Consider the following 24,518-nt stretch of genomic DNA (forward strand, 5'->3'; position numbering starts at 1 on the left):
GGCATCACGCGGCGTCGCAGTAATGTTTGCCAAAGGCCAGGTGGGCCCGGATGGGGCTGATGTCATCGGCCTGTTGAATGCGTTCGCTGTACCAGGGGCCGTCCGTGGTTTCACCGAACAGGACCGCGCCGGTCAGGCGCTGGTTGCGGATCAGCAGGCGGCAATAGCGATTGGTTTCGTAGTCCTGCCAGACCACCGATTCGGTGTCGCCGTCCGGCTGTGTCTGGCCGCAGGAAAAAATGGGAATGCCGCTGATCTTCAGTCGTGTGGGAATGACCGACGGTTCAAAAGTGGCATCGCTGTTGGCATCGCAAAGCACCTGGGCAAGCACTTCGGCCTGTTGGTAACCAGGCTCCACCAGCCCGAAGGTCTGCTTGTCGACCTGGCAGCACTCGCCAACGGCATAGATATTCGGGTCGCTGGTGCGCAGCCGGGTATCAACCTGGATGGCCCGATCACAGTCCAGGCCAGCGTCCCGGGCCAGCTGGGCATTGGGTGAAATACCGGCGGCGATGACCACCAGGTCGGTGCTGATCAGGGTTTCATCGTCCAACTGAACCGCACGAATGGAATCCCTGCCCAACAGGGCAACCGGGGAGGTGCGGGTGCGGATGGCCAGGCCTCTGGTTGTCAGGGCGTCTTCCAGCAGGGCTCCCCCGGTCGGGTCCAACTGACGGTTCAGCAGGTGATTGCTGCGATGCAGGACAGTAACCGACATCCCACGACTGCGCAGGCCCTCTGCCGCTTCCAGGCCCAGGAACCCGCCGCCGATCACCACGGCCCGCCGGTGCCGCTGGCTGATATTGATCAATTTGCGGGTGTCCCGCAGGTCACGGAAGCCGACCACGCCTGCCATCTCTTCGCCGGGGATCCCGAGGCTGGCTGAGCGGGAGCCGGTGGCAATCACCAGGCGGGAGTAGTCCTGTACCACACCACTGGCGGTGGTGACGGTTTTTTCCATCCGGTTGATGGCGGCAACGGGGTCACCCTGGTGAATCTCGATATTGTGTTGCTGGAACCAGTCGGACTGTTTCAGCACCAGGCTTTTCTCACTGGTATCGCCGGCCAACAGGGCGGACAGCTGGATCCGGTTGTAGGCGGGACTGGCCTCGCCATTGAACACCACAATCCGGTTGAACGGCTGGTGTGGCTGCGCAACCAGCTTTTCCAGCAGCCGTTGGGCCACCATGCCATGGCCGCAGATTACGAGGGTTTGTCGTGCCCCGGTGTTCATGGTCGCCATCCCCTTTCTATCCAAACAAAAAAAGCCGAAGCATCTCACCCCCGGAGGGATTCAATGGTTCGGCGCCAATGCCAACACTAATGATCTGATGGTCCGGCCGATCCTTAGCCGGGACATTCATCCTTAAACAGGTAAAAGCGAACTCCGTGCCAACATTATTAGGTTAATTTAAACAACAGGTTAGGCGCTCTCCTCCACTTCCGCCCCGGCGTGCGTGCGCCCCGACGGGGCGGCGTGCACCGTGAAGGTGCCCGATGACTGCCCAGGGTCCTGGTCGGACGCTCGTGCCTCGGGTTCGTCCGCTGGCGCATCCTGTTTGGACGGGAAAGACTGTTTTTCATACAGAAAGGACAGCACTGCCTGACGGTAATGCACGTACTCCGGATGGTCCGCCAGGGTGACCCGGTTACGGGGCCGGGGCAGATCAATGTGGAGCTCCTCCCCCACCGTGGCAGCGGGGCCGTTGGTCATCATCACGATGCGGTCGGACAGCAGCACGGCCTCATCCACATCGTGAGTGATCATGATCACGGTGCTGTTAAGGTTCTGTTGGATCTCCATCAGCGAATCCTGCAGGTGTGCCCGGGTCAGGGCGTCCAGTGCTCCGAACGGCTCATCCATCAGCAACACGCTGGGTTTCATCGCCAGCGCCCGGGCAATCCCCACCCGTTGCGCCATGCCCCCGGAAATCTCACCGGGGCGCTTATCGAGGGCGTGTCCCATATTCACCAGATTCAGATTGTGCAGTATCCAGTCGCGGCGTTCGGTCTTGCTCATGGTTTTACGGAATACCTGCTGAACCGCCAACTCGACGTTTTCATACACCGTCAGCCAGGGCATCAGCGAATGATTCTGAAACACCACCGCCCGTTCCGGCCCCGGCGTATCCACTTCATGCCCGTCCAGCACACAACCGCCACGGGTGGCCTGCAACAGCCCGGCGACAATATTGAGCACCGTGGATTTGCCGCAGCCGGAATGACCGATCAGGGACACGAACTCCCCCTTGCGGATCTTCAGGTCCACGTTTTCCAGTGCGACAAACGGACCCGTGGGGGTATCGAAGGCCATTTGGACATTGGTTAATTCAAGATGTGGCTTGTTACTCATGGCGATATCCTCAAATGTCTGCGGAGCCCCGGGCAAGGATGGCCTCACGGGACCGTCAAAAACATGGATGTTTTTGTCGAGCGTACAGGGACGTATTCACAGCGTGTCCCGTGAGGCCATCCTTGCTCGGGGCGGCATGCACCAAAATGAAAAATCACTCATTCCAGGCAACCTTTTTCTGAACTAGCAGCATGATTCGGTCCAGCAGGAACCCGATGAAACCGATGGCGAGCACCGCCACCATGATCCGGCTCAGCGACTGACTGCTGCCATTCTGGAACTCATCCCAGACAAACTTACCCAGGCCCGGGCTCTGGGCCAGCATCTCGGCGGCGATCAGCACCATCCAGGCAATACCCAGCGAAACCCGCAGGCCGGTGAAAATCATCGGTACCGAAGACGGCAGTACCACCTTGCGAACGTGGGTCCAGAACGACAGCCGCAGAACCTTCGAGACATTCAGCAGGTCCGGATTGACCGCTGCCACGCCGACACTGGTATTGATCAGCGTTGGCCACAGGCTGCACAGAGTGACGGTGATCATCGACGTCACGAACGATTTCTCGAACATTGGATCGTCACTGACGTAGGTCGCTGAGACCACCATGGTGACCAGAGGTAGCCAGGCCAGCGGCGAGACCGGTTTGAAGATCTGTATGAGTGGATTCACCGCCGCCGAAAAGTGGCGGTTGAGCCCGATTACGATGCCCAGGGGTACCGCAATCAGTGTTGCCAGTACAAAGCCGGCCAGCACCGTGCCCAGGCTGGTTACCACCTGATCAATAAACGTGGGGGCGCCCGGATAGGGGCGAATTTTCACCTCTGCGTCCGGATTCTCTGCGAGAATGCGCTCGTTACGTTGCTCCTGCATGGTGATGAACTGGGCCGCTCGCTCCCGCTGGTCGCTGTGTTCCTGCCATAGCTGGCCCGATTGCTCCAGTACCGCCGCCGGTCCCGGAAACGCACCGAGGGAGGTCTGTACCTGCGGCGCGGCAAGGTGCCAGAACCCCAGGAACAGGAGGATACCGATGATCGGAAGCAGCAGCTGGCGACCGGAGTCGGCCAGGTTCGGCCGGGGCAGTTTGTCGGTCAGTGTACGGAGCCAGTGTGTGGCAGCCGGTGTCTGATCGGTCTGGCTGAGTGTGGTCATGGGATCTCTCCTGACAATCACGTAATTAAGGGGTTTGTGACCCTTTCAGGCCAATGTCGAAACTGTCGATGTAGGCGTTTGGCTCCCGGGGGGTAAAGGCAACGCCGTCAATCAGCTCACCCTGGTAGGGACGGGCGAAGTTTTCCGCGTCCAGGTCCGGAAAGTCTTCCGCACTGAGGGTGCCATCCTCGATCAGTGAGCGGGCGGCTTCCTTATAGATGTCCGCGCGGTAAACCTTGGCGGCGGTCTCCATATACCAATCATCGGACTTGGGTTCGGGGATCTGGCCCCAGCGGCGCATCTGGCTCAGGTACCAGATGGCGTCCGACGGGTACGGGTAGGTGGCGTAATGGCGGAAGAACACATTGAAGTCTGGTACCTCACGCACGTCGCCTTTCTCATACTCGAAGGTGCCGGTCATAGAGTTGGCGATCACTTCCTCGTCGGCGCCGACGTAATTTGAGCGGGCGAGAATCTTCACCGCTTGTTCCCGGTTGGCGTTGTCATTCGCATCCAGCCAGTGAGCGGCGCGAATCAGCGCGCGCAGCAGACGCAGGTGTGTGTTGGGGTATTGTTCCGCCCAGGTTTCGGTTACCCCGAACACTTTTTCCGGGTTGTTGGGCCAGATCTCGTAATCGGTAATCACCGGTACGCCGATGCCCTTGAACACCGCTTGTTGATTCCAGGGTTCGCCGACGCAGTAGCCCTGGATGGTGCCGGCCTCCATGGTGGCGGGCATCTGTGGCGGCGGTGTCACTGACAGGTGAACATCCGCTTCCAGTGTGCCACTGGTATCGCCACGCTGTGGAGCGTAGTAGCCGGGGTTCAGTCCGCCGGCCGCCAGCCAGTAGCGCAGTTCATAGTTATGGGTGGAAACCGGGAACACCATCCCCATGCGAAAGCGCTCGCCTTCGTTGCGGTACTGCTCAATGACCGGTTTGAGGGCGGATGCACTGATCGGATGCGCCGGCTGGCCGTCGTCGTTATCGTCGATGTGCGGGCGCATCTGTTCCCAGACATCGTTGGATACGGTAATGCCGTTACCGTTCAGATCCATGCTGAAAGCGGTGATGATGTCGGCCTGAGTACCGTAGCCAATGGTCGCACCCAGCGGCTGCCCGGCCAGCATGTGGGCGCCGTCCAGCGAACCGGTCACCACCCCATCGAGCAGCACTTTCCAGTTGGCCTGGGCTTCCAGTTCCACAAACAGGCCTTCGTCCATAAAGAAGCCCTGCTCCCAGGCAACGGCCAGCGGCGCCATGTCGGTGAGCTTGATAAAGCCCAGTTTCAGGTCCGGCTTCTCCGCCGGTCCGATGTCGGCCTGAACCGTGCCGGTTCCACCCAGTATCAGTAGTGAGATTGCCAGTGTCTTCAGCTTCATGAGTCTCTCCCGCAGTTTGCTTTTCCCCAAACAAAAAACGCCCGCTCCCCACTAATGGGAAACGGGCGTCGATGCCCGGGAAACCTGGTTGGTTATCGGTAAAATGTCATCTCTAGTTGTCTTTGCAGGCCTCGTGCCATGTTTTTAAGATTCTGAAAATAAAGAGTTTTGTTGTGTCTTTGAGGCTGGCAAGGGCTGTGGGCCCGGCAAAGGCGAGCGTTATTGGTGCGTCAGGCTTTGTTTGCGGGCACGGTCGGGCTGGCTTGCCAGTCGTGAAGCTGTTCTCCCAGCAGGGAATCGCTGGAGACATCCACAGGACCGAACTGACCATTCAGTGTAAAAGCGCAGGGATGTTGTCCCTCGGTTTTGCTGTCGATAACCGGTGCATCTATACCCAGGGAGCCGGCGGCCTCCCGGAAGATATCGGGGCGGAAAATTCGTTGTATCGACGGCATATCGAGGTGTGCCAGTTGCTGCTGATGAGCAATCAGGCGTGTGGCCAGCCAATGGGCCTGGGAAAGCCAGGGAAAGTTGGCCGAGTTGTGAAAAAAATGTTGGTGCAGCCTGGGGTGGAACGGACTGTTACCACCGGCCGGGTGCAGGGGAAACTGCTCGCCAATGTTGCGATTGAAGTATTCCCCAAGATATTCCGGGCGGGCGAGAATCCGCGCCAGCATGGCGTGATTGTTGGGGCTGTCCAGCCAGCGGCAGGCAGCGAGAAGCGCGCGAATCAAGTGGCGATGCATTTCCTGGTGCTGCTCGGCCCAGTCGGCCCGAAGCCCCATGACCTTCTCCGGGGCATTTTGCCAGATCTGGTGCCCGGAATGCAGGATATGACCAAGCTGGCGCCGTTCAAGGACGCTGTTCCACGGTTCGCCGACGCAACAGCCTTCGATGGCGCCACTCCGAAGGGCGTCCATCATCTGTACCGGTGACACCGGGATGATGTGAAAATCCTCGCCGTTAACGGCTCCGGCGGAATCGAGCCAGTCACGGAGTTGCAGATCGTGGCTTGACCACGGAGCAACCGACGCAAGCTGGATCGGCTTCTGGCGCTTCCTTGCGAGCCGGGTTAATGCGCGGGCGGTTTCAATCGGTTGTCTCAGGTCAACGCCGGACAGGACCAGTCTATCAAACAGATCGTTGCCCAGAGTGATGCCGTTGCCGTTGCGGCTCAATACCATGCCGGTGGTCACCGGTACCCTGGGGCGATCCGTTGCCAGGGACATGCTCAGTGGCATGGGGGCCAGCATGTGACCGCCTTCCAGGAGACCGAAGCTGATCTTGTCCCGCAAGGACGCCCATGAGCTCTCACGAACCAGCTCGACCCTCAGCCCTTCGGCCTCGAACAGGCCCATTTCCTGGGCCATGATCAGGGGGGCGCTGTCGAGCAGCGGCACGAATCCGAGCCTGAGATGAAAGACAGTGTGGCGACGGATGGGGGTGGGAATGGCCATGGGAGCAGATTCGCCTCGGGTGATCAGGACGCCTTTTTTACCGCCGGGGCGGCCGATTGCCCCTCCAGCAGGGTGATAATCCGACGTGCCATATCCGGAAGACGTTCGCTGTGGTCCATGGCCGCCGACCGCAGCATCTGGAACGCGCTGTCTTCGTCACAGTTCTCGTGTTTCATGATCAGGCCCTTGGCCTTCTCGATGTACTTGCGATCCTCAAGGGCACCGCGGGTCTCCGCCAGTTCGGTCCGCAGGGCCTGGAAGGATTCGAACTGGGCAATGGCGGAATCGATGATTGAGCGGACGCTCTCGGGTTTGATGCCGTCGACCACATAGGCGCTGACGCCGGCACGAACCGCAGCCTGAATGGTGGCGCGATCGCCGGGCTGGTCCGCGGAGAAGACGATGGGCCGTGGTGCATGGTCGTTCAACGTACTCATGTTTTCCAGGGTGTCGCGATCCGGGGAGTCCATATCGATGATCACCATATCCGGCTGATCACGGGCGACAGCGGCCGTCAGTCCGGTTGCGTCGGGGCGCTGGCGGATGACTTCATGACCGCTGTGGGTCAGGGCCGCACACACCTTACTGGCGCGCTCCGGATTGTTGTCGATCAGTAGAATTCGCAAAGACTCTGATGACTGCATGACGTTTCCTCGATGTTCATAACGCGGAATGATCGACACTCCGCGGCATAGCGTTTGGTTTGAGTCCGTTATCGGACGTTCACAACCCGGATACAGCAATTTATCTGCCATACATGGCGAGTGGCCGGAAAACAGGAGGTTAGAGCGCTCTCTGGGCGTAATGGCCGGTTCGACAGCAGCGTGTGGTGCCTCTCACCTGTGCACGAAGTGCGGAATATGCACCACAATGTGGCCGCCAGCAGCCGGTGTACCGGCCACATTTCCGCCAAGCTGTTGGTTATCAGGCACTTTGTCGGCCTGGCCCCCGATTTGCTAACCACTCTATACAGACACAGAGTATTAAACGGATGCAGGCAACGAAGCCCGTCACGATTCCTCCGTCAGGCAAGGTGGGATCATGGCGGGCTTTTTTGTTGGCCTTTCATCAGTGGAGCAGACATGTTGGTGCCTCTGAGTGACCAGGAAAACGAAATAAAGACCACCTGCCCTTATTGCGGGGTGGGTTGTGGTGTGGTGGCGTCTGTCGCGGGAAAGCCGGAAGTGGCTGGTGACGAGAGCCATCCCGCGAACGGCGGGCGCCTGTGTGTCAAAGGCGCGAGCCTGGGAGAAACCCTGGGCGACGATGGCCGGCTGCTGGCCCCGAGAGTGGCCGGCGCCACCGTAACCTGGCCGGAGGCGATTGATACGGTTGCCGATGCCATTCGAACCGCTGTGGAGACTTACGGCCCCTCCTCGGTTGCCTTTTACCTGTCGGGCCAGCTGCTGACCGAAGACTATTACGTGGCCAACAAGCTGGCGAAGGGATTCATCGGTACCCCGAATGTGGACACCAATTCCCGACTTTGCATGTCATCGGCGGTGGCGGCCCACAAACGGGCCTTTGGCGGGGATCTGGTTCCCGGCTGTTATGAGGACCTGGAGCTTGCGGACTTGCTGGTACTCACTGGCAGCAACGCGGCCTGGGCCCATCCGGTGCTTTATCAGCGCATGAAGGCGTCAGCCCGTCCGGGCAGGAAGGTGGTGGTCATCGACCCCCGCCAGACCGCCACCAGTGATCTGGCAGATCTCCATCTGGCCCTGAAACCGGGGACCGACACCCTCCTGTTCAACGGGCTGCTGGTGTGGTTGGCGGAAGCCGGGGCGATTGATGAAGCATTCATTGCTGACCATTGCAGTGGATTTGAAGAGACGCTGGCGGAAGCGAAGGCGGCGGCACCCACTCTGGAATTCGTTGCCGAAGCCTGTGACCTTGCGCGGGATGACGTAGAAGTCTTCTATCGCTGGTTCACCGAGCAGCAACGGACGGTGACCGCGTTCTCCCAGGGTGTCAATCAGTCCGCTTCCGGCACCGACAAGTGCAACACCATCATCAACTGTCACCTGGCTACTGGCCGCATCGGCAAGCCCGGGGCCTGTCCGTTTTCCCTGACCGGGCAGCCCAACGCCATGGGTGGGCGTGAAGTGGGTGGCCTGGCCAATACCCTCGCCGCCCACATGGACTATGACACCCCGGGCGCAAAGGACCGGGTGGCTCGTTTCTGGCAATGCGATAACGTGGCCGATGGACCAGGGCTCAAGGCCGTCGAGCTGTTCGATGCGGTCGAGCGGGGCGAGATCAAGGTGTTGTGGGTCCTGGCAACCAACCCTGCAGTGAGCCTTCCGGAATCCGCCCGGGTCCGCAAGGCGCTGGAACAGTGTCCGACGGTGATTGTGTCCGACTGCATCCGCCACACGGATACCACGGACTACGCCAATATCCTGTTGCCCGCCGCGGGGTGGGGAGAGAAAGACGGCACGGTCACCAACTCTGAACGTCGTATTTCGCGCCAGCGCCGGTTCCTGCCCCTTGCGGGTGAGGCGAAGCCGGACTGGTGGATACTTTCCGCCGTGGCGGGGCGCCTGGGGCATAGGGCCTGTTTCGACTATAACGGCCCTGCGGATATCTTTCGTGAGCATGCGGCGCTCTCCGGCTACGAGAATGACGGTAGCCGGGCCTTTGATATTTCCGGTCTCGCGAACCTGAGCGATAGCGCCTACGACTCACTACAACCAACCCAATGGCCGGTGCGGGAAGGTCCGGATAATACGACCCCGAGGCTGTTCACCGACGGTTGTTTTGCCACCGCCGATGGACGCGCCCGATTGGTGCCGGTCAAGACCCGCTTGCCGGAAGTACAGCCTGATGGCAAATTCCCGATGATTATCAATACTGGGCGGATTCGTGACCAGTGGCATACCATGACCCGCACGGCACGGGCATCCCGTCTGCTGGCTCATCGCTCTGAACCTTTCGTGGATGTCCACCCCAGGGATGCGGAAGCATTGGGTGTGGAGGCGAATGGGCTGGCCACCCTGGAAGGCGATCAGGGGCAGTTTGTTGGCCGGGTTCATATCAACCCGGGCCAGCGGCAGGGGGAGGTTTTTGTGCCGATTCACTGGAATCGACAGTTTACCGGAGAGGGGGTCGCCACCGCCCTGACCCGGAGTATTACGGATCCGCTTTCCGGCCAGCCCGAAGCCAAGCATGGGCGGGGCAGACTGACGCGCTGGCCTGCACGCTGGCACGGCCGGTTACTGGTGCGCAAGAACCGGCCCCGGCGCTGGCGGGCGGATTATTGGGCGATGCAGCCCCTGGACGCCTGTGATAGCTGGTGGCTGGCGGGGCGCACCAACGTTGACTGGCCGGCCATGGTTCAGGAGTGGCTGGGTGGCCGACCGCAACTGGTGATGCAGGATCAGCGGCAAGGCCGGTTCCGGGCAGCCCGATTGTCGCAGGGCAAACTGGAGGCGGTGCTGATGGTGGAGCGGGACCCAACGCTCCTGCCCGCCGTGGACTGGCTCGCCGACTGTTTTACGATGGAGGAGCTGGGCGAAGCTACCCGTCGTTGCCTGCTGGCGGCCCGCTCGGTCGACACCGAGGACATCGGTGCTCTGGTATGCAGTTGTTACCAGGTCGGGGAAAAGCAGATATGCCGGGCCATCGAGGAAGGTGCCGACAGTGTTGAGCTGCTGGGCGAGCAATTGCAGTGCGGTACCGGATGTGGCTCTTGCCTGCCGGAATTGAAGGGACTGGTGGAACAACAGACCGCCGGGCCAGCCACGCCGCGGGTAGAAGAAACCACCGGTTAACCGTCTGGAGTGCCCAATAATGATACCGGCACCCGATAGCGGAGTCCCCGTGAGGGGCCGATACCTGACACGGTACAGGTTTTCCGGTTTACCCGGATGATCTTGCCATGGTGCTGGCTGCGGCCATGGTCAAATCGGACCTCATCCCCTACCTGCCAGTTGGCCGCCAGTTGTCGGGGCTGGATGATCTCGAACGGCTCGTGAGGCAGCGGCAGCCCTTGTTGCCGGGCAAGCTCAGCCAGGTAATCCCTCGTTGCCCGCGCGCCTCCGCTTTCATGAAGCTGATCGAGAATCTCGTAGAAATGGCGGTTGTGCACCGATCCATGAAAGCGTTTGCCAGCGCTGTATTGCAGCAGGTGGGCAAACTCATGGCAACAGGTGTGTGCCAGCAGGTTGAGAGTGGTCAGTTCGCCGCCGAAATACCCCCGCTGTTGGATTTCCCGGCTTGAGAGCCAGCCCATGGCACTTTCAGCCTGCTGCTTGGCGATGATCATGCGAACACCATAGGTAATCTGATGCTGCCTGGTTCGGGGGTCGTAACGGTGGTAAGTAGCCTGGCCGGAGCCGACCCGGCATAGCAGCGAACCGCCACGGCCGCGCGCCCTGATCCAGCTGGCGGCTGGTTGCCACAGCAATTCTTCGGTGACCGAACACATCAGTTTGCCCAGGCCAATAGCGTTATTTCTGGAGATGGTCATCGTGAGCAAACCTGAATGTTCGTTTTCCTTCGATGGGTGGTCTTAAGGTTACCACCGTCCATGCTGCGCGAGAAAGCGGAAGCCTCAGACGAAGCTGCCGCTTGAACCACCGCCCGGAATCAGACTAACTGTCACCAGATATAAATAAGTGGTGACAGTTAGTCTGATTCTCCGGGCGGGCGTTCAGTGAAGGTATCGAGCAGGTCGAGATAGTCGGCATCACGCTGCAGGTCTATCGGATAGGGATTGATGCAGACATTCCCTATCAATATGCCTGTCTAATTGAAGACCTTGGCGCCATTAATACGAATTGCCCTTGAGCTTTCAGATGGCCCCTGGAAGGTAACGAGAAATTGCTCGGAGCCGTTGGGCACGATAAATATCGTTCGAAAATCTCCTTGAACTACTCCAAACACCTGAGCCTCAGGAACGTGATCTATCCATGACGGCTTTTGAGAGCCTTCTGAGACGCTTTCAAAAAGGGTAAGTGCCGTGTCCGCTGCTTTTTCCGAGCGCACTGCTTTGGGGATTTCATCTGATTTGACGAAACCAATGATTTGATTGTTCGTCAGAAAAAGAAGTTCGCCGTCCCTCACCTTGATGGAGGAAAACATATCGCTTGGCACTTCTATAGCCAATTGACTGTGGGGTTGAATTGTCAGAGCAGAATGTGAAGCGCAGCCTGAAAGCAGGAGAAAAAAAGCTACAACTAGACCGATCCTTGGCATGATGCGATTCTCATCTTAATGTCGTTTCGATGGAAGTTCTGAACTGGGCAGAACGGACATTTCGGCAAAGCCAGCTTACTCTTACTTGATTCTGTAGAAAAGGTTTCCCAGCCTCGCGAATCAGTCGCAGAGCCCATTTAGTGATCGTCCGGGTCGGTCTTAGCAAGTCCTGCGGAGTTGGAACTGCATCAACCCATCGACTACAGTCGACTGTTTCAACGAGCATGTGGGCGATCGCTCGAACGGTTTCCTCTGTTACGCTGCTCTCAGTGAATCCCGTTGCAACCGATTGTCCGTAAAATGCCTTCATGATTGCTCTGATCTTATCAATGTCCTCGCCGGATAGTTGAGTATTCATATTTTCATCCCTGAAAAAAGAGAAGGGACCCTAAGGGCCCCAAAAGCTTGTGGTTCTTATGCCTCGATCGGCGAACGCCAGTCATCAGCACCGGAAGTACCGGCAACGGCATGCTCCCAGGTCACCTTGCGGTAGGACAGGGAAACGGTGACCAACTGGGTGAAGTCGGCGCTGGCGGCGTCCTGGCAGTGCGGCATGTTGCAGTTGATGTCGATAATGGTGGCATCTTCCAGAATCGTGGAGAAGAAGTGCTCCTGTTTGCCCTCAACGGAGGTGCGGTACCACTTCAGCTCGACCTTCGGCAGCATCTCGCCGGATGCCAGGGCGTTGTACATCAGCGGGGTGGCCTTGTTCAGTGCAGAGGTGAACTTGAACGGCTTGTGGACGCGCTGACCGGAAGGCTGGCCGGACTGTGGGTCGGTCGGAACGGTGACAACGTGGCTGAATTCCTGAACAAGCACTTCGTCTTCGTGCCCTTCCACGTAGATGTTACCGACAGAGTCGGAAGTGAATGCGCCAGCGGTGATGTTGCCCTGAGTCTGTCCTTCGATGCTGATATAACAAGGAGTTGGCATAGTCATGCTCCATGACGTGTGAATGAATAAATGTCCCCGGGTTCTTCCCTGGACGGTCCACGTCATAACAAGAGCTGTGCCAGAACTGGAAAAGTCTTTAAAAACAAAGGCTAGTTTGTATTGGTGCCGGTGCGTGTGAGGTGGTTGGGCAAGAGCTTGCTTCGGGTCAGGCGGGGGATTGCTGGCCGGGCAATAAATTACCCGGCTTCAGCGTAACCGGAAGCGCACCGGGAGCGCGTAGCTGAAGCTTTTACCTTGCATGGATTCAGGAACTTCTGGTAGCGGTGCAGCCTGTTCCAGCATGTCCATGGCCGCTTCGTCCAGCAGCTCATGGCCCGATGAGTTTCTCAGGGAATGGCTCAGCAGGGTGCCGTCGCGACTGAACTCGAAGATGATCACCGGTGCACCCTCCTGCCCCAGCCGGCGGGCCCGTCGGGGGTATTCGTAATATCGGCTCAGGTGGCGGCTCAGTCGGGTCAGGTAATTGTCCACCTCCGAGGAATTACCGGCGCTGAGTTCAACCTGCTGATCAGCGCTGCTGTCCTCGGCGCTCTCTTCCGTGGTGTCTTCGGCGTATTCCTCCGCTTCCGGAAGATCCGTTTCTTCCACCGGTTCAGGGGCAGGGTTTTTCACCGGCTCTGGCGTCGGCTCGGGTTGTGGTTCCGGTTCTGGCTCCGGCACAATCTCTGGCTCTGGCTCTGGCTCTGGCTCTGGCTCTGGCTCTGGCTCTGGCTCTGGCTCTGGCTCTGGCTCTGGCTCTGGCTCTGGCTCTGGCTCTGGCTCTGGCTCTGGCTCTGGCTCTGGCTCTGGCTCTGGCTCTGGCTCGACGGGCTGTTCCTTGGGCTCTTCCTTGGGGGCTTCATTACGGGGCGCGCCCGCGAGGGAGATTTTCATGGCCGGAGCGGTGTTGACGGATGATTCGCCAAGGGAGGCTAGCGGCGGCACGTTGCGAGGCATCGCAACAACCACCGCTATAGCGGTAATCAAGACGGCCAGAACCAGAAACAGTCCCCTTACTTTGCGGTTTGCCACCATTAGTGCATGGGCTCCGTCAGCAGAATGACTTCGGTGTAGCCGTTATCCTCCAGCAGCTGAAGCAAGTCCTCGAGGTCCGACATGGGCACATTTTCGCCAGCGGCAATCTTCAGCGGCGTGGATGCGTCCGGGGCGGGAAGCCTGGTGGGTAGGGCTTCCCTGGAGACCGCTTCGCCGTCGATGTGCCAGCCCTTGTCGGCCGAGATCATGAGATCGGCATGGGGTGGTTGCCGGCCTTCGGCCTGGGCTGCAGCCGGCAGTTCCGGTAAGGGGGTATCCGCCAGTTGTCCGGCCACGATAAAGAACATCAGCAGCAGGAACACCAGGTTGATCAGCGGCAGAAGAGAGTCTTCCACACGCTCCATCAGAGTCTTGCCGGACGTCGCCGGCGGTGGAACCAGTTCGATCACGGGCGGCTCCCGGATACCGGTGTCCGTTTCCAGTGGGCGGTAATGCCCTGATCCTCAAGCCTGCTCAAGGTCAGGGTGAAGTGGTTGAGCCCGGTTTCCGGTGCGGTACTGACGTTCACCTCCTGAATCCCGTTTGCCTGCAACGTGGGCAAGATCTCTGGCAGGGTGAGAGTTTGGTCTTTCCATTCCAGACGCCCATCGGTCAACACCCGAAGCTCCGGAATCGGCTCGCCGGTGGTGGGACTGGTATCACTTGTCTTGTTGGACAGTTCCAGAAAATCCACCGGCAGCAGCCGACTGGTGAGCATGAAGAACACCAGCAGGATGAAGACGACGTCGATCAGCGGTGTTATCCGGATCGGTATCGGGCGGCGTGGCCTCGGATCAACCAGTTGCATGTGCCAGATGGCTCCGGGACTCGGTGGCGACTTCGCGGGTGGGTTGCGCAGCCGCATCGGCTGCCGGTTCCGGGGCCTCGTCAGCAGCGGAGTAAATCGTATCCTGCTGGCTGTTCGGGTCGACGGCAAGCACGCTGACCAGGGCGCCGTTGACGGTTTTGTGGATCCGGCGCAGGCGGAATTCGATCCAGGCCGCCAGCGCGGCGAAGGGGATGGCCACCACCAGACCGGCCGCCGTGGTGGTCAGCGCTTCGTAAATGCCGCCACTGAGCTGGCTGGCATTGGCCCGGCCTTCGGTTGCGGCCATGGCGCTGAAGGCTTCCATCATACCGAGAACCGTGCCCAGAAGGCCCAGCAGGGGGGCCAGGGCGGCAATCACTTCGATGATCTTCAGTGGTGCCTCGAACGGTTCAAGGGATCGCTGTGCGTCCCGGGCTGCGGTCTCACGCACCTGTTGTGGGCTACGGCCCGCCAACTGGTTTTCCATGGTGTCTGCCAACAGGTGGTGCAGAGGATTCAGCCGTGACCAGAAACTTGCCTGGTTGCGAAGCCGTTTCGGGGCCTGATCAGACAGGTTTTCTTGCCAAAAGGTAATCGCGTTTTTAAGTTTTCCGGTCAGGCGCGGGGCGTAGAAGGCGCCAAAAAGCATCAGATAGATAAAAGTCACCACCCCTGCAACGGCCAGCGCAAGCAAAACCACCATCACGGGCCCACCCATGTCTATCAGCTGGCTGAGCGGTGTCGCCAGGGTTTCCGGAGAGTTGGCAAGGGGAACTTCAGACATGGTTTTGCCTCGAAACGAATAAATAGATCTAAATAATAACGATTATCACTAAATATTCAAGTTTTGTAACCTGAGATGAGGTAGGGGGTCTGTTAAGATTCTGAAACCATGTCGTTAACTTCAATAGCCGTGAACTAACCTGTGCTTAATCATCTCTATCACTTACTACAGAGCGGGCTATCTTGTTTCTGTGTGTCCGGAGTCGCGTCGCTGTGCTGATTAAACGCTGGTTGGGCAGTCTGGTAAACCGTGCCGTTGCGTTCGTCATTCTTGTTATCGTTCTGTCGGCGGTTGTTGTCACGGTTGCTGGCACTCTGGTCAGTCAGGGTGAACTGGAAACCCAGGCGAAGGCCGAAGTGGTCACCATTGCCGGTCTCGTCGCAAGGGAACTGGATGACAAACTTGCACAACGCCTGGCCATCCTGGCCGAAATCAGCGAAGGCTTGAGTATGAGTGAGGATGTCATGCACTCCCGGGCCACCATTTTGATTCGCCGTGAGATAGCTTTGCGTCATCTGTTCGATGCGTTTTTCCTGGTCAGCGCCGATGGCAGGATCCTTGCCGAGTACCCGGAGGCGTATGCCCAGAAAGGCCGGGATGTCAGTGGCCGGGAGTATTTCCTAAAAACGTCCCGGCAACTGACTCCCGTCATAAGCCAGCCTTTCCGATCATTCTATCAGGATGAGCCAGTCGTCATGATTACTGCCCCTGTCTTCGATCATGACCGCCAATTTATCGGGATGATCGCGGGCGCGATACTGCTCGATGCGGACAATTTCATGGGGGATGTCGGTCGGGTACGTATCGGCAAATCCGGCTATGTTGGTGTCGCCTCCCGGGCTGGCATTACCCTGGCCCATGGCAGGACCGGTGTCGTGATGGAACCCGTGCCGGCCAGGAATGCCGCCCTGCAGCAGGCGATGTCCGGATTTGAAGGGGTTCTCGATTCGGAAAATGGTGACGGCGATCAGACCATCATGGCGGTGAAACAGATGGACCAGGTCCCGTGGTTTGTTGCCGCCGTGTGGCCCGCGAGGGAGGCGTTTGCGCCCGCCGGGCGCCTGCTGGATAACCTGCTATGGGTGTTGTTGGTGGTGATCGTTACGCTCGCCCCCCTCGCCTATGTGGTGTTTCGGCGGCTGATGACGCCCATGGATGTCCTCGGACACCAGATTACCGAGCGACACCTGGGGGTCCGTACGACACCGGTGGACGTCACGGGCGTACGGGAAATCCGCCAGGTGGCGGAAACCTTCAATACGGTGATGGAGGAGCGGGATGAGGTGCTGTCGTCACTGGCTGAGCGGGAAGCGTTTTTCCGTTCACTGACCCAGAGTGCCCCCATTGGCATTGTTCAGACAGATGTCCTGGGCCGGATAGAGTTTGTGAATCCGACCTTTGAAAAAATTACCGACAGCGTCGGCAACGGGCTGCTCCATAAGTATCTGATTGCGGGTGTCCATGAGGATGATCGGGAGCATGCGTTGCGGAAATGGTACGCCGCCTTGCGTAACCACGAGGTGTTCCGCGGGCGTTTCCGGTTGCTGCGTGGTTCCTCCGGCGAGGCAATCTGGGCGGATGTGATGACGGCTGCGATCGAGACGCCGGAAAAATCCCTGGGGACCATCACGGTCGTGCGGGATATTACCCATGAACTGGAAGTCGAGCAGGCGCTAAGGGAAGAGCAGCAGCGGGCGGACAGCATCCTCGCGGTGTTGCAGGAAGGCGTGCTGATGGTGGATACCGGCGGAGTGATCCGCTACGCCAACCGCGCCGCGTGTTCGTTCATCGGCAATGGGGAGAATTGCGAGAATCAGAATTTCTTCGAACGCATCGTCATCGAAAATGAGGAGCGTCAGTGGCAAGCCCCGGATTTTCTCGCGGGCGAAGACTTTGAGAGCCTGTATGTGACCCTGCGTAATGCCAGGGGGCAGATCTTTGATATCGATCTCACCATGTTGCACCTGCGCAAGGGCCAGGAAAATGAACGGCTGGTATTTGTACTGCGGGATGACAGCGAACGCCGGCGCCAGGAAGAGCGGCTGTCCTGGGAAGCCACTCACGACAGCCTGACCCAGTTGCTGAACCGGCGGGCATTTAGTGCTGCACTGGTGAAATGCCTGGGCCAGGTTGACGAGCAGGCGTCCGTCAGTGTGTTGATGCTGATTGATCTGGACTACTTCAAACCGATCAATGACGAAGGCGGGCACCTGCTTGGGGATGACCTGCTGAAACGCCTGGCGGACCTGCTCAAGGACTCCGTACGTCAGTCAGACACGGTGGCGCGCCTGGGCGGAGATGAGTTCGGTATCATTCTGCCGGCCTGCGGGCTGGATCGTGCCGAGGTGCTGGCGGAAAAAATCCGCGCGGGTGTTCAGGCGCTGCGCATCAAGCAGGACGGACGCTCGTTCGGGGTGACTGCCAGCATTGGCCTGACAGGGTTGTCGCCCGGGGATTCCGGACCCCGGGAGGTGGTGGCCCGTGCCGATGAGGGGTGCTACATCGCCAAGGCTCAAGGGCGCAACAAAGTCGTTGTGGTGCCGGTTCCCGAGCCCTGATTTCCTTCCCGGTCAAAACAGGCCGGCACTGGCCGCTTGCCACAGGAGTCTGAGTGCCAGCACTGTCAGAAGAATGTTGAAAGCCAGGCTGAACAACCGGTTGCTCATGGTCCTGAGCATGTGCAGGCCAATCCAGGTGCCGGCAAAGCCACTGGCAATCATACCCAGAATGAACACCAGCCAATCATGGAAGACAAAGCCGGCGACCCCGAACACCAGTGCCTTGGGCGCATGTTGCAGGCACATGGCGGTGGCGAAGGTGGCGACGGTGGTAAACCTTTCGGTATGCATCTGCTTGATAAACGCCGCGACCAGGGGGCCGGTTGCACCTACGAACAGGCTGACAAAGCTGGTGACCGTCGAAGCCAGGAAGACACCGAAAGGCCCGAATGCGCCTTTCGGCAGGCTTGGCCCCCAGCACAGGTACAGCACAAACAGGGCTATCGTCAGTTGCCAAAGGTGGGCGGGAAGGTCCACTAACAGCCAGGCACCCAGCCCGGCACCAGCGATGACCCCCGGGGCAAAGGCAGCAATGGTTTTCCAGTCGGTGTGGCGGCGCGCCAGGACCGCCCGCCCCGCGTTGGAACCAAGCTGAATCATGCCGTGCACCGGGATAATGGCCGCGGGAGGTACCCACATGGCCATGAGCACCAGCAACAACACCCCGCCACCGGCCCCCAGGCTGGCAGTAATCATCGAAGTAATGGCGGAGGCGAGCAGCAGGAACACCGCGATGTAGGGAGACAGGTTCTCCGGGATCAGGATCAGCTCCACGAGTGTTTGCCGGCGGTCAGTTGCAAAAGTCGGTATCCTTGAGTTTCGGGCTGTTGCACAGGGCTTCGGTGGCCAGTTGCACATCCGCCACATAATACAGCGAGGCCAGTCCGAACCGGTCCCGGCCCAGGTTATGGAAGATCATGCCGAACGCGATATCCCCAGCCGTATAGTTATCATGATGTTGAGCAAAATAGGCCGCCGGTTTGGACAGGTTGTCGTCGTCCAGCAGGCTCCTCACGCGATTCGCGCCGCCGTGATAGGCCTGTACCAGCATCAGGGTAAACAGGCGATCCTGCTTGGCTTGTGGCAAATGACCAAAACGTTCCTCAAAGGCGGGTTGCAGGTTGCGCGCATTCTGGTCAATCAGGCGCAGGGCACAGTCAATTTGCGCCAGTCGGTGCCAGTAGTGAACGGGCTGAATCCTGCAATCTTTCAGGGCTGGTGGGGACAACTGAAGAATGCCGCGGGCATTGGCGGTGGAGTGTGCCCGTTGCTGACCGCCGCTTTCAATCAGCACCTGGCCGCCGAGATAGCGGATCAACTCTCTGGGCAGATCAACCCTCTGCTGCTGTTTGCGGGTGTTGTATACATACAATAACGCGTTGTGGAGGGACTGCGGGCTGTCAGCGGAAGCAAAGCTAAGGTCATCCCAGTCGCCCCAGACCAGGTCGGCGGGCAGGGTGCCGAGATAGCGGGCCCTGGCTTCCTCAAGGTTAACGTGGGGCTGATCGCACGCCAGGGCAAAGGGATAGCCGGTGGTGCCCTCGCTACCTTGCGCCCAGGTGTCGGCACGCCCTTCCGCTGCCAGCCGGGCACGGGTCTCATTGAGTCGCTTCTGGGTCTCCTCACGGTCTTTGCCATCGTTCATATAGCCGAGGAACTGCCCGCGCATGTTGTACAGGATGTGTCGTTCGCTATCGGAACAGTAACCGGATTCCTTCAGCACCCAGCGCCGGATAGTGACAATGTTGTCGTAGACGCCCTGACTGACCCAGTAGGGTGAGCTGCGAACGACGTCTTTCCAGTCATCCACCGACTCCGCCCCCCTGGCCAGGGTCGCCAAAAATACAAGCGGGACAAACAGGACAGTCAGGAGGCGACTATTGAGTCTTGTCTTCATAAACGTTATACCCGTGACTCCTCAGATCTCAGAATAACAAATGGAAGCAACAATGAAGCAATCCGAATACCAAAAATACGATGCGGTGGCACTGGCGGACCTGATTCGCCGGGGAGACGTGTCGTCCCGGGAAGTATGTGAAGCGGCGATCGAGCGTGCAAATCAGGTCAATGGCCGCCTGAATGCCATTTGTTCCCCGCAGTTTTCCGAAGCCCTGGCCCAGTCATACGACAAGGAGGCGGCCTTTGCCGGTGTTCCCCTGCTGTTGAAAGACCTGGCCCAGGAGCAGCAAGGTCAACCGTGTACCTATGGTAGTCGCGGGCTGAAAAACAATATTGCTTCCAGGGATTCGGAGTTTGTCCGCCGCGCCCGGGAAGGTGGCCTGGTCTTTCTCGGACGCACCGCCACCCCGGAGTTTGGCCTGAAAGCGGTCACCGAATCCATTCTCTGGGGCCCCTCCCGCAATCCCTGGGATACCGGCCTGACGCCTGGTGGTTCCAGTGGCGGTTCCGGTGCGGCGGTGGCCGCCGGCATTGTGCCCATGGCTGGTGCCAATGACGGTGGTGGCTCTATCCGTATTCCGGCCGCCTATAACGGATTGTTCGGGCTTAAGCCTTCTCGTGGTCGTATATCCTCCGGGCCTTTTGTGGGGGAGGCCTGGACCGGTGCTTCCACCGATCATGTGGTCAGCCGCACCGTTCGGGACAGTGCCGCCATGCTGGACGTGCTGGCCGGGCCGGCGCCCGGTGACCCGTTCGTGATTCCACCGCCCTCCGAACCCTATGCGGACCTGGTGCGCCGGACGCCGGACAAACTCCGCATTGGCATGTTTACCACGTCGCCCTACCAGACCGAGGTGGCACCGGAATGCGTGGAAGCGGTGGAGGAAACCGCGCGTTTGCTGGAAAGCCTGGGCCACCATGTGGAATATGCCGGCCCCGAATTTGATGGTATGGCACTGGCCCGCTGTTACCTGGGGCTGTATTTCGGCGAAGTGTCGGTGCTGATGGAAAAGGCGAAAGTGGAGTTTGGTGCCAGCGAGAATGATTTCGAGCTGGACACCCGGTTGATAGGCATGTTGGGACGTACCCTGCCGTTGCCGGAGTATGTCAGCCGCCGCCAGCAATGGAACGATTTCTCCCGCGCCCTGGGGGCGTATTTCGGTCAGTTTGATCTGTACCTGTGCCCGACCACCGGCCAGCTCCCGGCGAAGATTGGAGAGCTGGAGACACCGTCCCACCTGCAACTCGCCTCCAGGCTGATGCTGGCACTGAAGGCCGGCAAGCTGGTGCACAAGAGCGGCCAGGTCGATCAGATGGCCATGGAAAACCTCGCCCGCACGCCCTTCACCCAGTTGGCGAATCTGACCGGAACCCCGGCGATGTCCGTGCCCCTGCACTGGACGTCGTCGGGCCTGCCGGTTGGTGTCCAGTTCGGGGGTGCCCATGGCAGCGAAGGATTGCTGTTGCAACTGGCGGCCCAGCTGGAAGAAGCCAATCCCTGGTTCTCCCGGTATGAGAAACTGGAAGAAGGGATCAACTGACGCCCGGCGTTGGCGGGCAGGGTTGCATTTCCGGTTTGTGATCCGTCCCGGCCAATTCCACGTTTATCTTTATAGCCGGAACAGGCTATGCTGTAAGTCAGGAAGGCCTCAGTCTTCCTGACAGACCCTGATGGCATCGAGGAGGCGAGCGTCTTATGAACCAACCGATGGCAATCGACGAATTGGTATCTGTAGCACAGGCCGAGGCCATGGGGGAGCTTGATGCCCCGATGATGGCTATTGTCCTGTCCAGTGAACAAAGCTACGACTTGCCCATCAATTCTCTTGAAACCGATGCCGACAAGGCTCGCTGGGGTTTAATCCTCCGTGCTGCCCGCGAGCATGTGGAAGCAGACGCCGTGGCGGTGCTCTATCCCGCCTGGACCACCATTCGCCATAAGAAACCCGAGAACGAGACTGCGGATGCCGCCGGGGCAACCAGGGAAGATAACGCTGAGGAGGCCGAGCCCTCCGACCCCATCGACACACTGTTCGTGCAGCTGCACACCCGTGACCACGTCTACTGGCGAGGGTTTGAGCAAATCCGGGATCCCAAGCACCAACGTATCATCGGATTCCGCCGCATCAAGGCCCTGTCGACGGACTACAAGCGGGATGAAGCTCCGTCCGTGACAGCCTGGCTGAGCACCTTGTTCGAGCCGTTGCCGGATGAGGGTGAAGAAACCGAAGTGGATCGCGAGCTGGCAGATCTGCTGGAAGAGCCGGAGGTGAGTGCAGCGCTCTACCCAAGGCAGATGCGCGCCCTGCACTGAGCCCTGCTGAACAACAAGCTGACGGAAACGCCCGACGACAGTAATGGCGCCGGGCGTTTATTCAGGTTCCACTAGCCGCTAGATAGCGGTGGCCCGTTCAGCCACCCAGTACAGGCTAAGAGCGCCCACCATCAGCAATACGGCAGGTACTGCGGCACGTTGGTAGAGCCGGAACCGGCCGCAGAGGTACAGCAGCGGGAACAGAATCACCAATAAGCCCAGCTGCCCCAGTTCCACACCCAGGTTAAAGCCAGCCAGCGCGATGACTGTCTGCGATACGCCGGATGTCAGATCCCCCAGCACACTGGCGAAACCGAAGCCGTGAATGAGTCCGAACCCGAAGGCCAGCTTCCAGGTTTTGCGACCGAGGATCGGCCAGAACACGTTCAGCGCAGCGACGGCAATGGACAGGGCAATGACGGTTTCCACCCAGGCGATGGGCAGTGTCACGATATTCAGTGCCGCCAATGCCAGGGTGATGGAGTGCGCCACGGTGAAGGCCGTGACTATGCCTGCCAACTCCAGTAAACGGGGTTTGAGATCGTAATGCTGAGCGGATGCCCGGCGGGTGTTCATTGGCAGGGTGGCAGGCAGCATCAGTACCAGCAGAAACAGAATATGGTCGAGCCCGATCAGCAAATGGATGATGCCCTCGTAGAGGAAGCTGGCAAACAGTTTCAGGCTGTTGCCGAATGTACTGGCGCCGGTGCCCAGAGGCATTGTTCGGTCATCGGGCGCCAATACACCGAGGCTTTCACCCTGGCGGTCAGTCACGCTGACCAGTGCCCGATGCAGGGGATCCTGCTCAAACAGCAGCGAGTATGTGAGGGACTCCGGTGCCTGATTGTCCGGACAGGCAACCTGGTAGCGCCCGGCGACGTAGGGGCCGTCGCTGTGGCGGGACAGGCCCCATTGCCTGCCGGTCAACCGACAGGCGCCACTGTCGTTGCTGAGGGCCAGACCCTGATCGACCAGCCGGGTGATGGCGACGCGACCCGTGCGGACTTCGGCGCCGTTGAGTTTGCCATCCCCATTGCGGTCCAGAGGCAATACCAGGGCAAGGTCTCGCAGGGCGAGATCAATGCGTACCTGTGATTGTGTCTGGTCGACATAAATAAAGCTGTCACTGGCCTTGTGAGCCCATGCCGGCATCGCGATGAACAGTAACGCGGCAAGGACCGGGGTGAGTCGAAGAAGCCCGGGCATCATGAGCGCACCTCCGGATAGCGGGCATCGCGCTGGTTATGTTTATCCAGCCAGGCCCTGACGTCGGCCGAAACCGAATCGCGACCGGCTGATTTTGCGGCGCGGAGCAGCAGGCGGGTGTCCAGAGGTTCACGTTGGTCCTGCCAGTTGGCCAGGGAGTGGGCGAGGGCAGCTTTGGCATTGCCTTCAACGTCCAGGGCGTAACGTGCGAGATCCCGCTGGTGCAGCAGGGTGCCGCGCCAGCGTGCCTCAGAAAAGCGTTCATCCAGCCTGGCGGAGAGTGTTCCGGCGTCGGAATGCCGGTGGCGCTTCATGGCAATGACGCGGATGACCGCGAGGGAGTCGACCTGTTCGTATTGCTCGGTCAGCTCTATCACCGCTTCATTTTCGCCCCGCTCGAGCAGCCAGTCAGCCAGTTGCGTTCGTGTGTAGAGGTCGTCTGGTGTAAGGGTGAGCACCTGGCGCCAGTGTTCTTCGGCTTCGGGTCTGCCCAGTTGCGCGGCAATGTCGGCCAGGGTGCCGAGGGCCCAGGTCCGGCTGCTGGTATCGCCGGTGGGTGACCGGCGTGTCTGCGCCAGAAGAGATTGGTAAGCGGTTTCCGGGTTGCCGGTTCGTGCCTCCACCTGGGCCAGGCAACTGGCCGCAATCAGGCCGGGAAAATCATCCGCCAATTGCTGACAATGGGAACGTGCGGATTCATAGTTGCCCTGCACCAGTTCCAGGTTGGCCAGAGTCAGCCGGGCCTGGTTGATATGCCGGTGATCACTGGTCGACGCGCTGAGGATGTTGGTCAGTTCCTCGCGGGCGGGCTCGAAACGGTGAAGACTCTGATTGAGTGTGGCGCGGAGAATCTTCAGTCGGTCGGTCATTCTGCTTTCTGGCCAGCGCTCGAATAACGCCTGGGCATAGCCCAGGTAGCGTGGGTCCCCCTGGGAACGTGCCTGTAGCAGGTAATCCTGAACGTGGTCGGCTAGCGCCGGTGCCGAATCTGGATGTGTCTCGGGTGTTAATGCTTCCGGGGGCAGCGTGATCAGTATTTCCTGATCGTTGAACTCTGTTTCAATCGCTGCGGGAGCAGCCAGTGCCGTTTCCATGGCCAGCGCTGTGATCAGCAAGACGATGGAAAAAGCCCTGCGCCGCAGCGCAGGGTAGAAGGCCGTCAGCCCAGGATCGGAGTCAGACTGACGGCGGAGCCCGCAGGATTCAAAACAGGTCGTCATAGGCCTGTTCGTTGTCCTGATCATTGAAGATGAACTCCAGTTCGTTGATGTTAACCGCGTTGCGTTCGTTGTCGGTCTGCTTGATTTCATTCTTCACAAAGGTGGTGAAATCAACCGACAGACCCAATCCCCGACCATTGCTGGAGCCGTCAGAACAGCCTGCCAGTGCCAGTACTGCGATCAGGGCAATCCCAATTCGGAGTGTCATGGTTGTCCCTCCC

22 protein-coding genes are annotated in these 24,518 nt (G+C 59.5%); 4 read left to right on the plus strand and 18 right to left on the minus strand.

Annotation, left to right across the window (positions count from 1 at the left end):
* Positions 1-4 precede the first annotated feature (4 nt).
* From EHN06_RS01165 to EHN06_RS01190, 6 genes are all read right to left on the minus strand, one after another.
* Positions 5-1,243, minus strand: coding sequence for an NAD(P)/FAD-dependent oxidoreductase (locus EHN06_RS01165; protein WP_228257378.1), 1,239 nt, complete (start codon positions 1,241-1,243; stop codon positions 5-7).
* A 180-nt stretch (positions 1,244-1,423) separates the two neighbouring features.
* Entirely contained in the window at positions 1,424-2,314 is an 891-nt protein-coding gene (locus EHN06_RS01170; protein ID WP_228257506.1) for an ABC transporter ATP-binding protein, read from the minus strand.
* A 193-nt stretch (positions 2,315-2,507) separates the two neighbouring features.
* Complete coding sequence (locus tag EHN06_RS01175; protein WP_127329416.1) at positions 2,508-3,503, minus strand: ABC transporter permease; 996 nt, start codon at positions 3,501-3,503, stop codon at positions 2,508-2,510.
* A gap of 25 nt (positions 3,504-3,528) precedes the next feature.
* Positions 3,529-4,884, minus strand: coding sequence for a CmpA/NrtA family ABC transporter substrate-binding protein (locus EHN06_RS01180; protein WP_127329418.1), 1,356 nt, complete (start codon positions 4,882-4,884; stop codon positions 3,529-3,531).
* 230 nt (positions 4,885-5,114) lie between these two features.
* Positions 5,115-6,341, minus strand: a complete 1,227-nt coding sequence (locus EHN06_RS01185) for a CmpA/NrtA family ABC transporter substrate-binding protein (RefSeq protein ID WP_127329420.1) — start codon at positions 6,339-6,341, stop codon at positions 5,115-5,117.
* A 23-nt stretch (positions 6,342-6,364) separates the two neighbouring features.
* Positions 6,365-6,985, minus strand: a complete 621-nt coding sequence (locus EHN06_RS01190; protein WP_127329422.1) for an ANTAR domain-containing response regulator — start codon at positions 6,983-6,985, stop codon at positions 6,365-6,367.
* Between the two features lie 438 nt (positions 6,986-7,423).
* Between EHN06_RS01190 and EHN06_RS01195 the strand changes: the two genes are divergently transcribed.
* Positions 7,424-10,114 carry a nitrate reductase gene (locus tag EHN06_RS01195; protein WP_127329424.1) on the plus strand — a complete coding sequence of 897 codons (2,691 nt, stop codon included), beginning with the start codon at positions 7,424-7,426 and terminating at the stop codon, positions 10,112-10,114.
* Here the strand turns inward: EHN06_RS01195 and EHN06_RS01200 are convergent.
* The 7 genes from EHN06_RS01200 to EHN06_RS01230 all read right to left on the minus strand — a co-directional run bounded on the left by EHN06_RS01200 (position 10,111) and on the right by EHN06_RS01230 (position 15,100).
* On the minus strand, positions 10,111-10,812 hold the full coding sequence (locus EHN06_RS01200) for a hypothetical protein (protein WP_127329426.1): 702 nt from the start codon (positions 10,810-10,812) through the stop codon (positions 10,111-10,113). The two genes, EHN06_RS01195 and EHN06_RS01200, sit on opposite strands and share 4 nt — an antisense overlap.
* A 278-nt stretch (positions 10,813-11,090) precedes the next feature.
* Positions 11,091-11,540, minus strand: a complete 450-nt coding sequence (locus EHN06_RS01205) for a hypothetical protein (protein WP_127329428.1) — start codon at positions 11,538-11,540, stop codon at positions 11,091-11,093.
* Between the two features lie 414 nt (positions 11,541-11,954).
* Positions 11,955-12,473, minus strand: coding sequence for an Hcp family type VI secretion system effector (locus EHN06_RS01210; RefSeq protein ID WP_127329430.1), 519 nt, complete (start codon positions 12,471-12,473; stop codon positions 11,955-11,957).
* A 207-nt stretch (positions 12,474-12,680) separates the two neighbouring features.
* Positions 12,681-13,508: an energy transducer TonB gene (locus tag EHN06_RS01215; protein ID WP_127329432.1), complete on the minus strand. Its 828-nt coding sequence runs from the start codon at positions 13,506-13,508 to the stop codon at positions 12,681-12,683.
* On the minus strand, positions 13,508-13,918 hold the full coding sequence (locus tag EHN06_RS01220; protein ID WP_127329434.1) for an ExbD/TolR family protein: 411 nt from the start codon (positions 13,916-13,918) through the stop codon (positions 13,508-13,510). The genes EHN06_RS01215 and EHN06_RS01220 overlap by 1 nt, the downstream gene beginning before the upstream one ends.
* On the minus strand, positions 13,915-14,316 hold the full coding sequence (locus EHN06_RS01225) for an ExbD/TolR family protein (RefSeq protein WP_127329436.1): 402 nt from the start codon (positions 14,314-14,316) through the stop codon (positions 13,915-13,917). The genes EHN06_RS01220 and EHN06_RS01225 overlap by 4 nt, the downstream gene beginning before the upstream one ends.
* Positions 14,303-15,100 (minus strand): MotA/TolQ/ExbB proton channel family protein, encoded by a 798-nt coding sequence (locus EHN06_RS01230; RefSeq protein WP_127329438.1) that lies wholly within the window; start codon positions 15,098-15,100, stop codon positions 14,303-14,305. Before EHN06_RS01230 ends, EHN06_RS01225 begins: the two co-directional genes overlap by 14 nt.
* A 212-nt stretch (positions 15,101-15,312) precedes the next feature.
* On the opposite strand from EHN06_RS01230, the gene EHN06_RS01235 reads away from it, so the two are divergent.
* The gene (locus tag EHN06_RS01235; protein ID WP_323053015.1) at positions 15,313-17,658 is read left to right on the plus strand and encodes a diguanylate cyclase domain-containing protein; all 2,346 of its coding nucleotides are present in this window, start codon (positions 15,313-15,315) and stop codon (positions 17,656-17,658) included.
* 12 nt (positions 17,659-17,670) lie between these two features.
* Here EHN06_RS01235 and EHN06_RS01240 read toward each other — a convergent pair whose 3' ends face one another.
* Both EHN06_RS01240 and EHN06_RS01245 read right to left on the minus strand, forming a co-directional pair.
* Positions 17,671-18,432 carry a sulfite exporter TauE/SafE family protein gene (locus EHN06_RS01240; RefSeq protein WP_127329440.1) on the minus strand — a complete coding sequence of 254 codons (762 nt, stop codon included), beginning with the start codon at positions 18,430-18,432 and terminating at the stop codon, positions 17,671-17,673.
* A gap of 16 nt (positions 18,433-18,448) precedes the next feature.
* The gene (locus tag EHN06_RS01245; protein WP_127329442.1) at positions 18,449-19,555 is read right to left on the minus strand and encodes a hypothetical protein; all 1,107 of its coding nucleotides are present in this window, start codon (positions 19,553-19,555) and stop codon (positions 18,449-18,451) included.
* A 52-nt stretch (positions 19,556-19,607) separates the two neighbouring features.
* On the opposite strand from EHN06_RS01245, the gene EHN06_RS01250 reads away from it, so the two are divergent.
* Both EHN06_RS01250 and EHN06_RS01255 read left to right on the plus strand, forming a co-directional pair.
* Positions 19,608-21,098 carry an amidase gene (locus EHN06_RS01250; RefSeq protein ID WP_206075704.1) on the plus strand — a complete coding sequence of 497 codons (1,491 nt, stop codon included), beginning with the start codon at positions 19,608-19,610 and terminating at the stop codon, positions 21,096-21,098.
* A gap of 155 nt (positions 21,099-21,253) precedes the next feature.
* On the plus strand, positions 21,254-21,871 hold the full coding sequence (locus EHN06_RS01255; protein ID WP_127329446.1) for a hypothetical protein: 618 nt from the start codon (positions 21,254-21,256) through the stop codon (positions 21,869-21,871).
* A gap of 78 nt (positions 21,872-21,949) precedes the next feature.
* Here the strand turns inward: EHN06_RS01255 and EHN06_RS01260 are convergent, their stop codons facing one another.
* Genes EHN06_RS01260 through EHN06_RS01270 form a run of 3 tightly spaced genes read right to left on the minus strand, consistent with a single transcriptional unit; the run spans position 21,950 to position 24,505 of the window.
* A complete protein-coding gene (locus EHN06_RS01260) occupies positions 21,950-23,080 on the minus strand; it encodes a HupE/UreJ family protein (RefSeq protein WP_228257379.1) in 1,131 nt (376 codons plus the stop codon).
* Positions 23,077-24,297, minus strand: a complete 1,221-nt coding sequence (locus tag EHN06_RS01265) for a hypothetical protein (protein WP_228257380.1) — start codon at positions 24,295-24,297, stop codon at positions 23,077-23,079. Before EHN06_RS01265 ends, EHN06_RS01260 begins: the two co-directional genes overlap by 4 nt.
* Complete coding sequence (locus EHN06_RS01270) at positions 24,281-24,505, minus strand: hypothetical protein (RefSeq protein ID WP_127329448.1); 225 nt, start codon at positions 24,503-24,505, stop codon at positions 24,281-24,283. Before EHN06_RS01270 ends, EHN06_RS01265 begins: the two co-directional genes overlap by 17 nt.
* Between the last annotated feature and the right edge of the window lie 13 nt (positions 24,506-24,518).

The organism is Marinobacter sp. NP-4(2019), from assembly GCF_003994855.1.
In the GTDB taxonomy this organism is placed as follows: Bacteria; Pseudomonadota; Gammaproteobacteria; order Pseudomonadales; family Oleiphilaceae; genus Marinobacter.

Coding starts and splice junctions, on each gene's coding strand:
- EHN06_RS01165 (WP_228257378.1), bottom strand. CDS start 1,243: ATGGCGACCATGAACACCGGGGCACGACAAACCCTCGTAATCTGCGGC.
- EHN06_RS01170 (WP_228257506.1), bottom strand. CDS start 2,314: ATGGCCTTCGATACCCCCACGGGTCCGTTTGTCGCACTGGAAAACGTG.
- EHN06_RS01175 (WP_127329416.1), bottom strand. CDS start 3,503: ATGACCACACTCAGCCAGACCGATCAGACACCGGCTGCCACACACTGG.
- EHN06_RS01180 (WP_127329418.1), bottom strand. CDS start 4,884: ATGAAGCTGAAGACACTGGCAATCTCACTACTGATACTGGGTGGAACC.
- EHN06_RS01185 (WP_127329420.1), bottom strand. CDS start 6,341: ATGGCCATTCCCACCCCCATCCGTCGCCACACTGTCTTTCATCTCAGG.
- EHN06_RS01190 (WP_127329422.1), bottom strand. CDS start 6,985: ATGCAGTCATCAGAGTCTTTGCGAATTCTACTGATCGACAACAATCCG.
- EHN06_RS01195 (WP_127329424.1), top strand. CDS start 7,424: ATGTTGGTGCCTCTGAGTGACCAGGAAAACGAAATAAAGACCACCTGC.
- EHN06_RS01200 (WP_127329426.1), bottom strand. CDS start 10,812: ATGACCATCTCCAGAAATAACGCTATTGGCCTGGGCAAACTGATGTGT.
- EHN06_RS01205 (WP_127329428.1), bottom strand. CDS start 11,540: ATGCCAAGGATCGGTCTAGTTGTAGCTTTTTTTCTCCTGCTTTCAGGC.
- EHN06_RS01210 (WP_127329430.1), bottom strand. CDS start 12,473: ATGCCAACTCCTTGTTATATCAGCATCGAAGGACAGACTCAGGGCAAC.
- EHN06_RS01215 (WP_127329432.1), bottom strand. CDS start 13,508: ATGGTGGCAAACCGCAAAGTAAGGGGACTGTTTCTGGTTCTGGCCGTC.
- EHN06_RS01225 (WP_127329436.1), bottom strand. CDS start 14,316: ATGCAACTGGTTGATCCGAGGCCACGCCGCCCGATACCGATCCGGATA.
- EHN06_RS01230 (WP_127329438.1), bottom strand. CDS start 15,100: ATGTCTGAAGTTCCCCTTGCCAACTCTCCGGAAACCCTGGCGACACCG.
- EHN06_RS01245 (WP_127329442.1), bottom strand. CDS start 19,555: ATGAAGACAAGACTCAATAGTCGCCTCCTGACTGTCCTGTTTGTCCCG.
- EHN06_RS01250 (WP_206075704.1), top strand. CDS start 19,608: ATGAAGCAATCCGAATACCAAAAATACGATGCGGTGGCACTGGCGGAC.
- EHN06_RS01255 (WP_127329446.1), top strand. CDS start 21,254: ATGAACCAACCGATGGCAATCGACGAATTGGTATCTGTAGCACAGGCC.
- EHN06_RS01260 (WP_228257379.1), bottom strand. CDS start 23,080: ATGATGCCCGGGCTTCTTCGACTCACCCCGGTCCTTGCCGCGTTACTG.
- EHN06_RS01265 (WP_228257380.1), bottom strand. CDS start 24,297: ATGACGACCTGTTTTGAATCCTGCGGGCTCCGCCGTCAGTCTGACTCC.
- EHN06_RS01270 (WP_127329448.1), bottom strand. CDS start 24,505: ATGACACTCCGAATTGGGATTGCCCTGATCGCAGTACTGGCACTGGCA.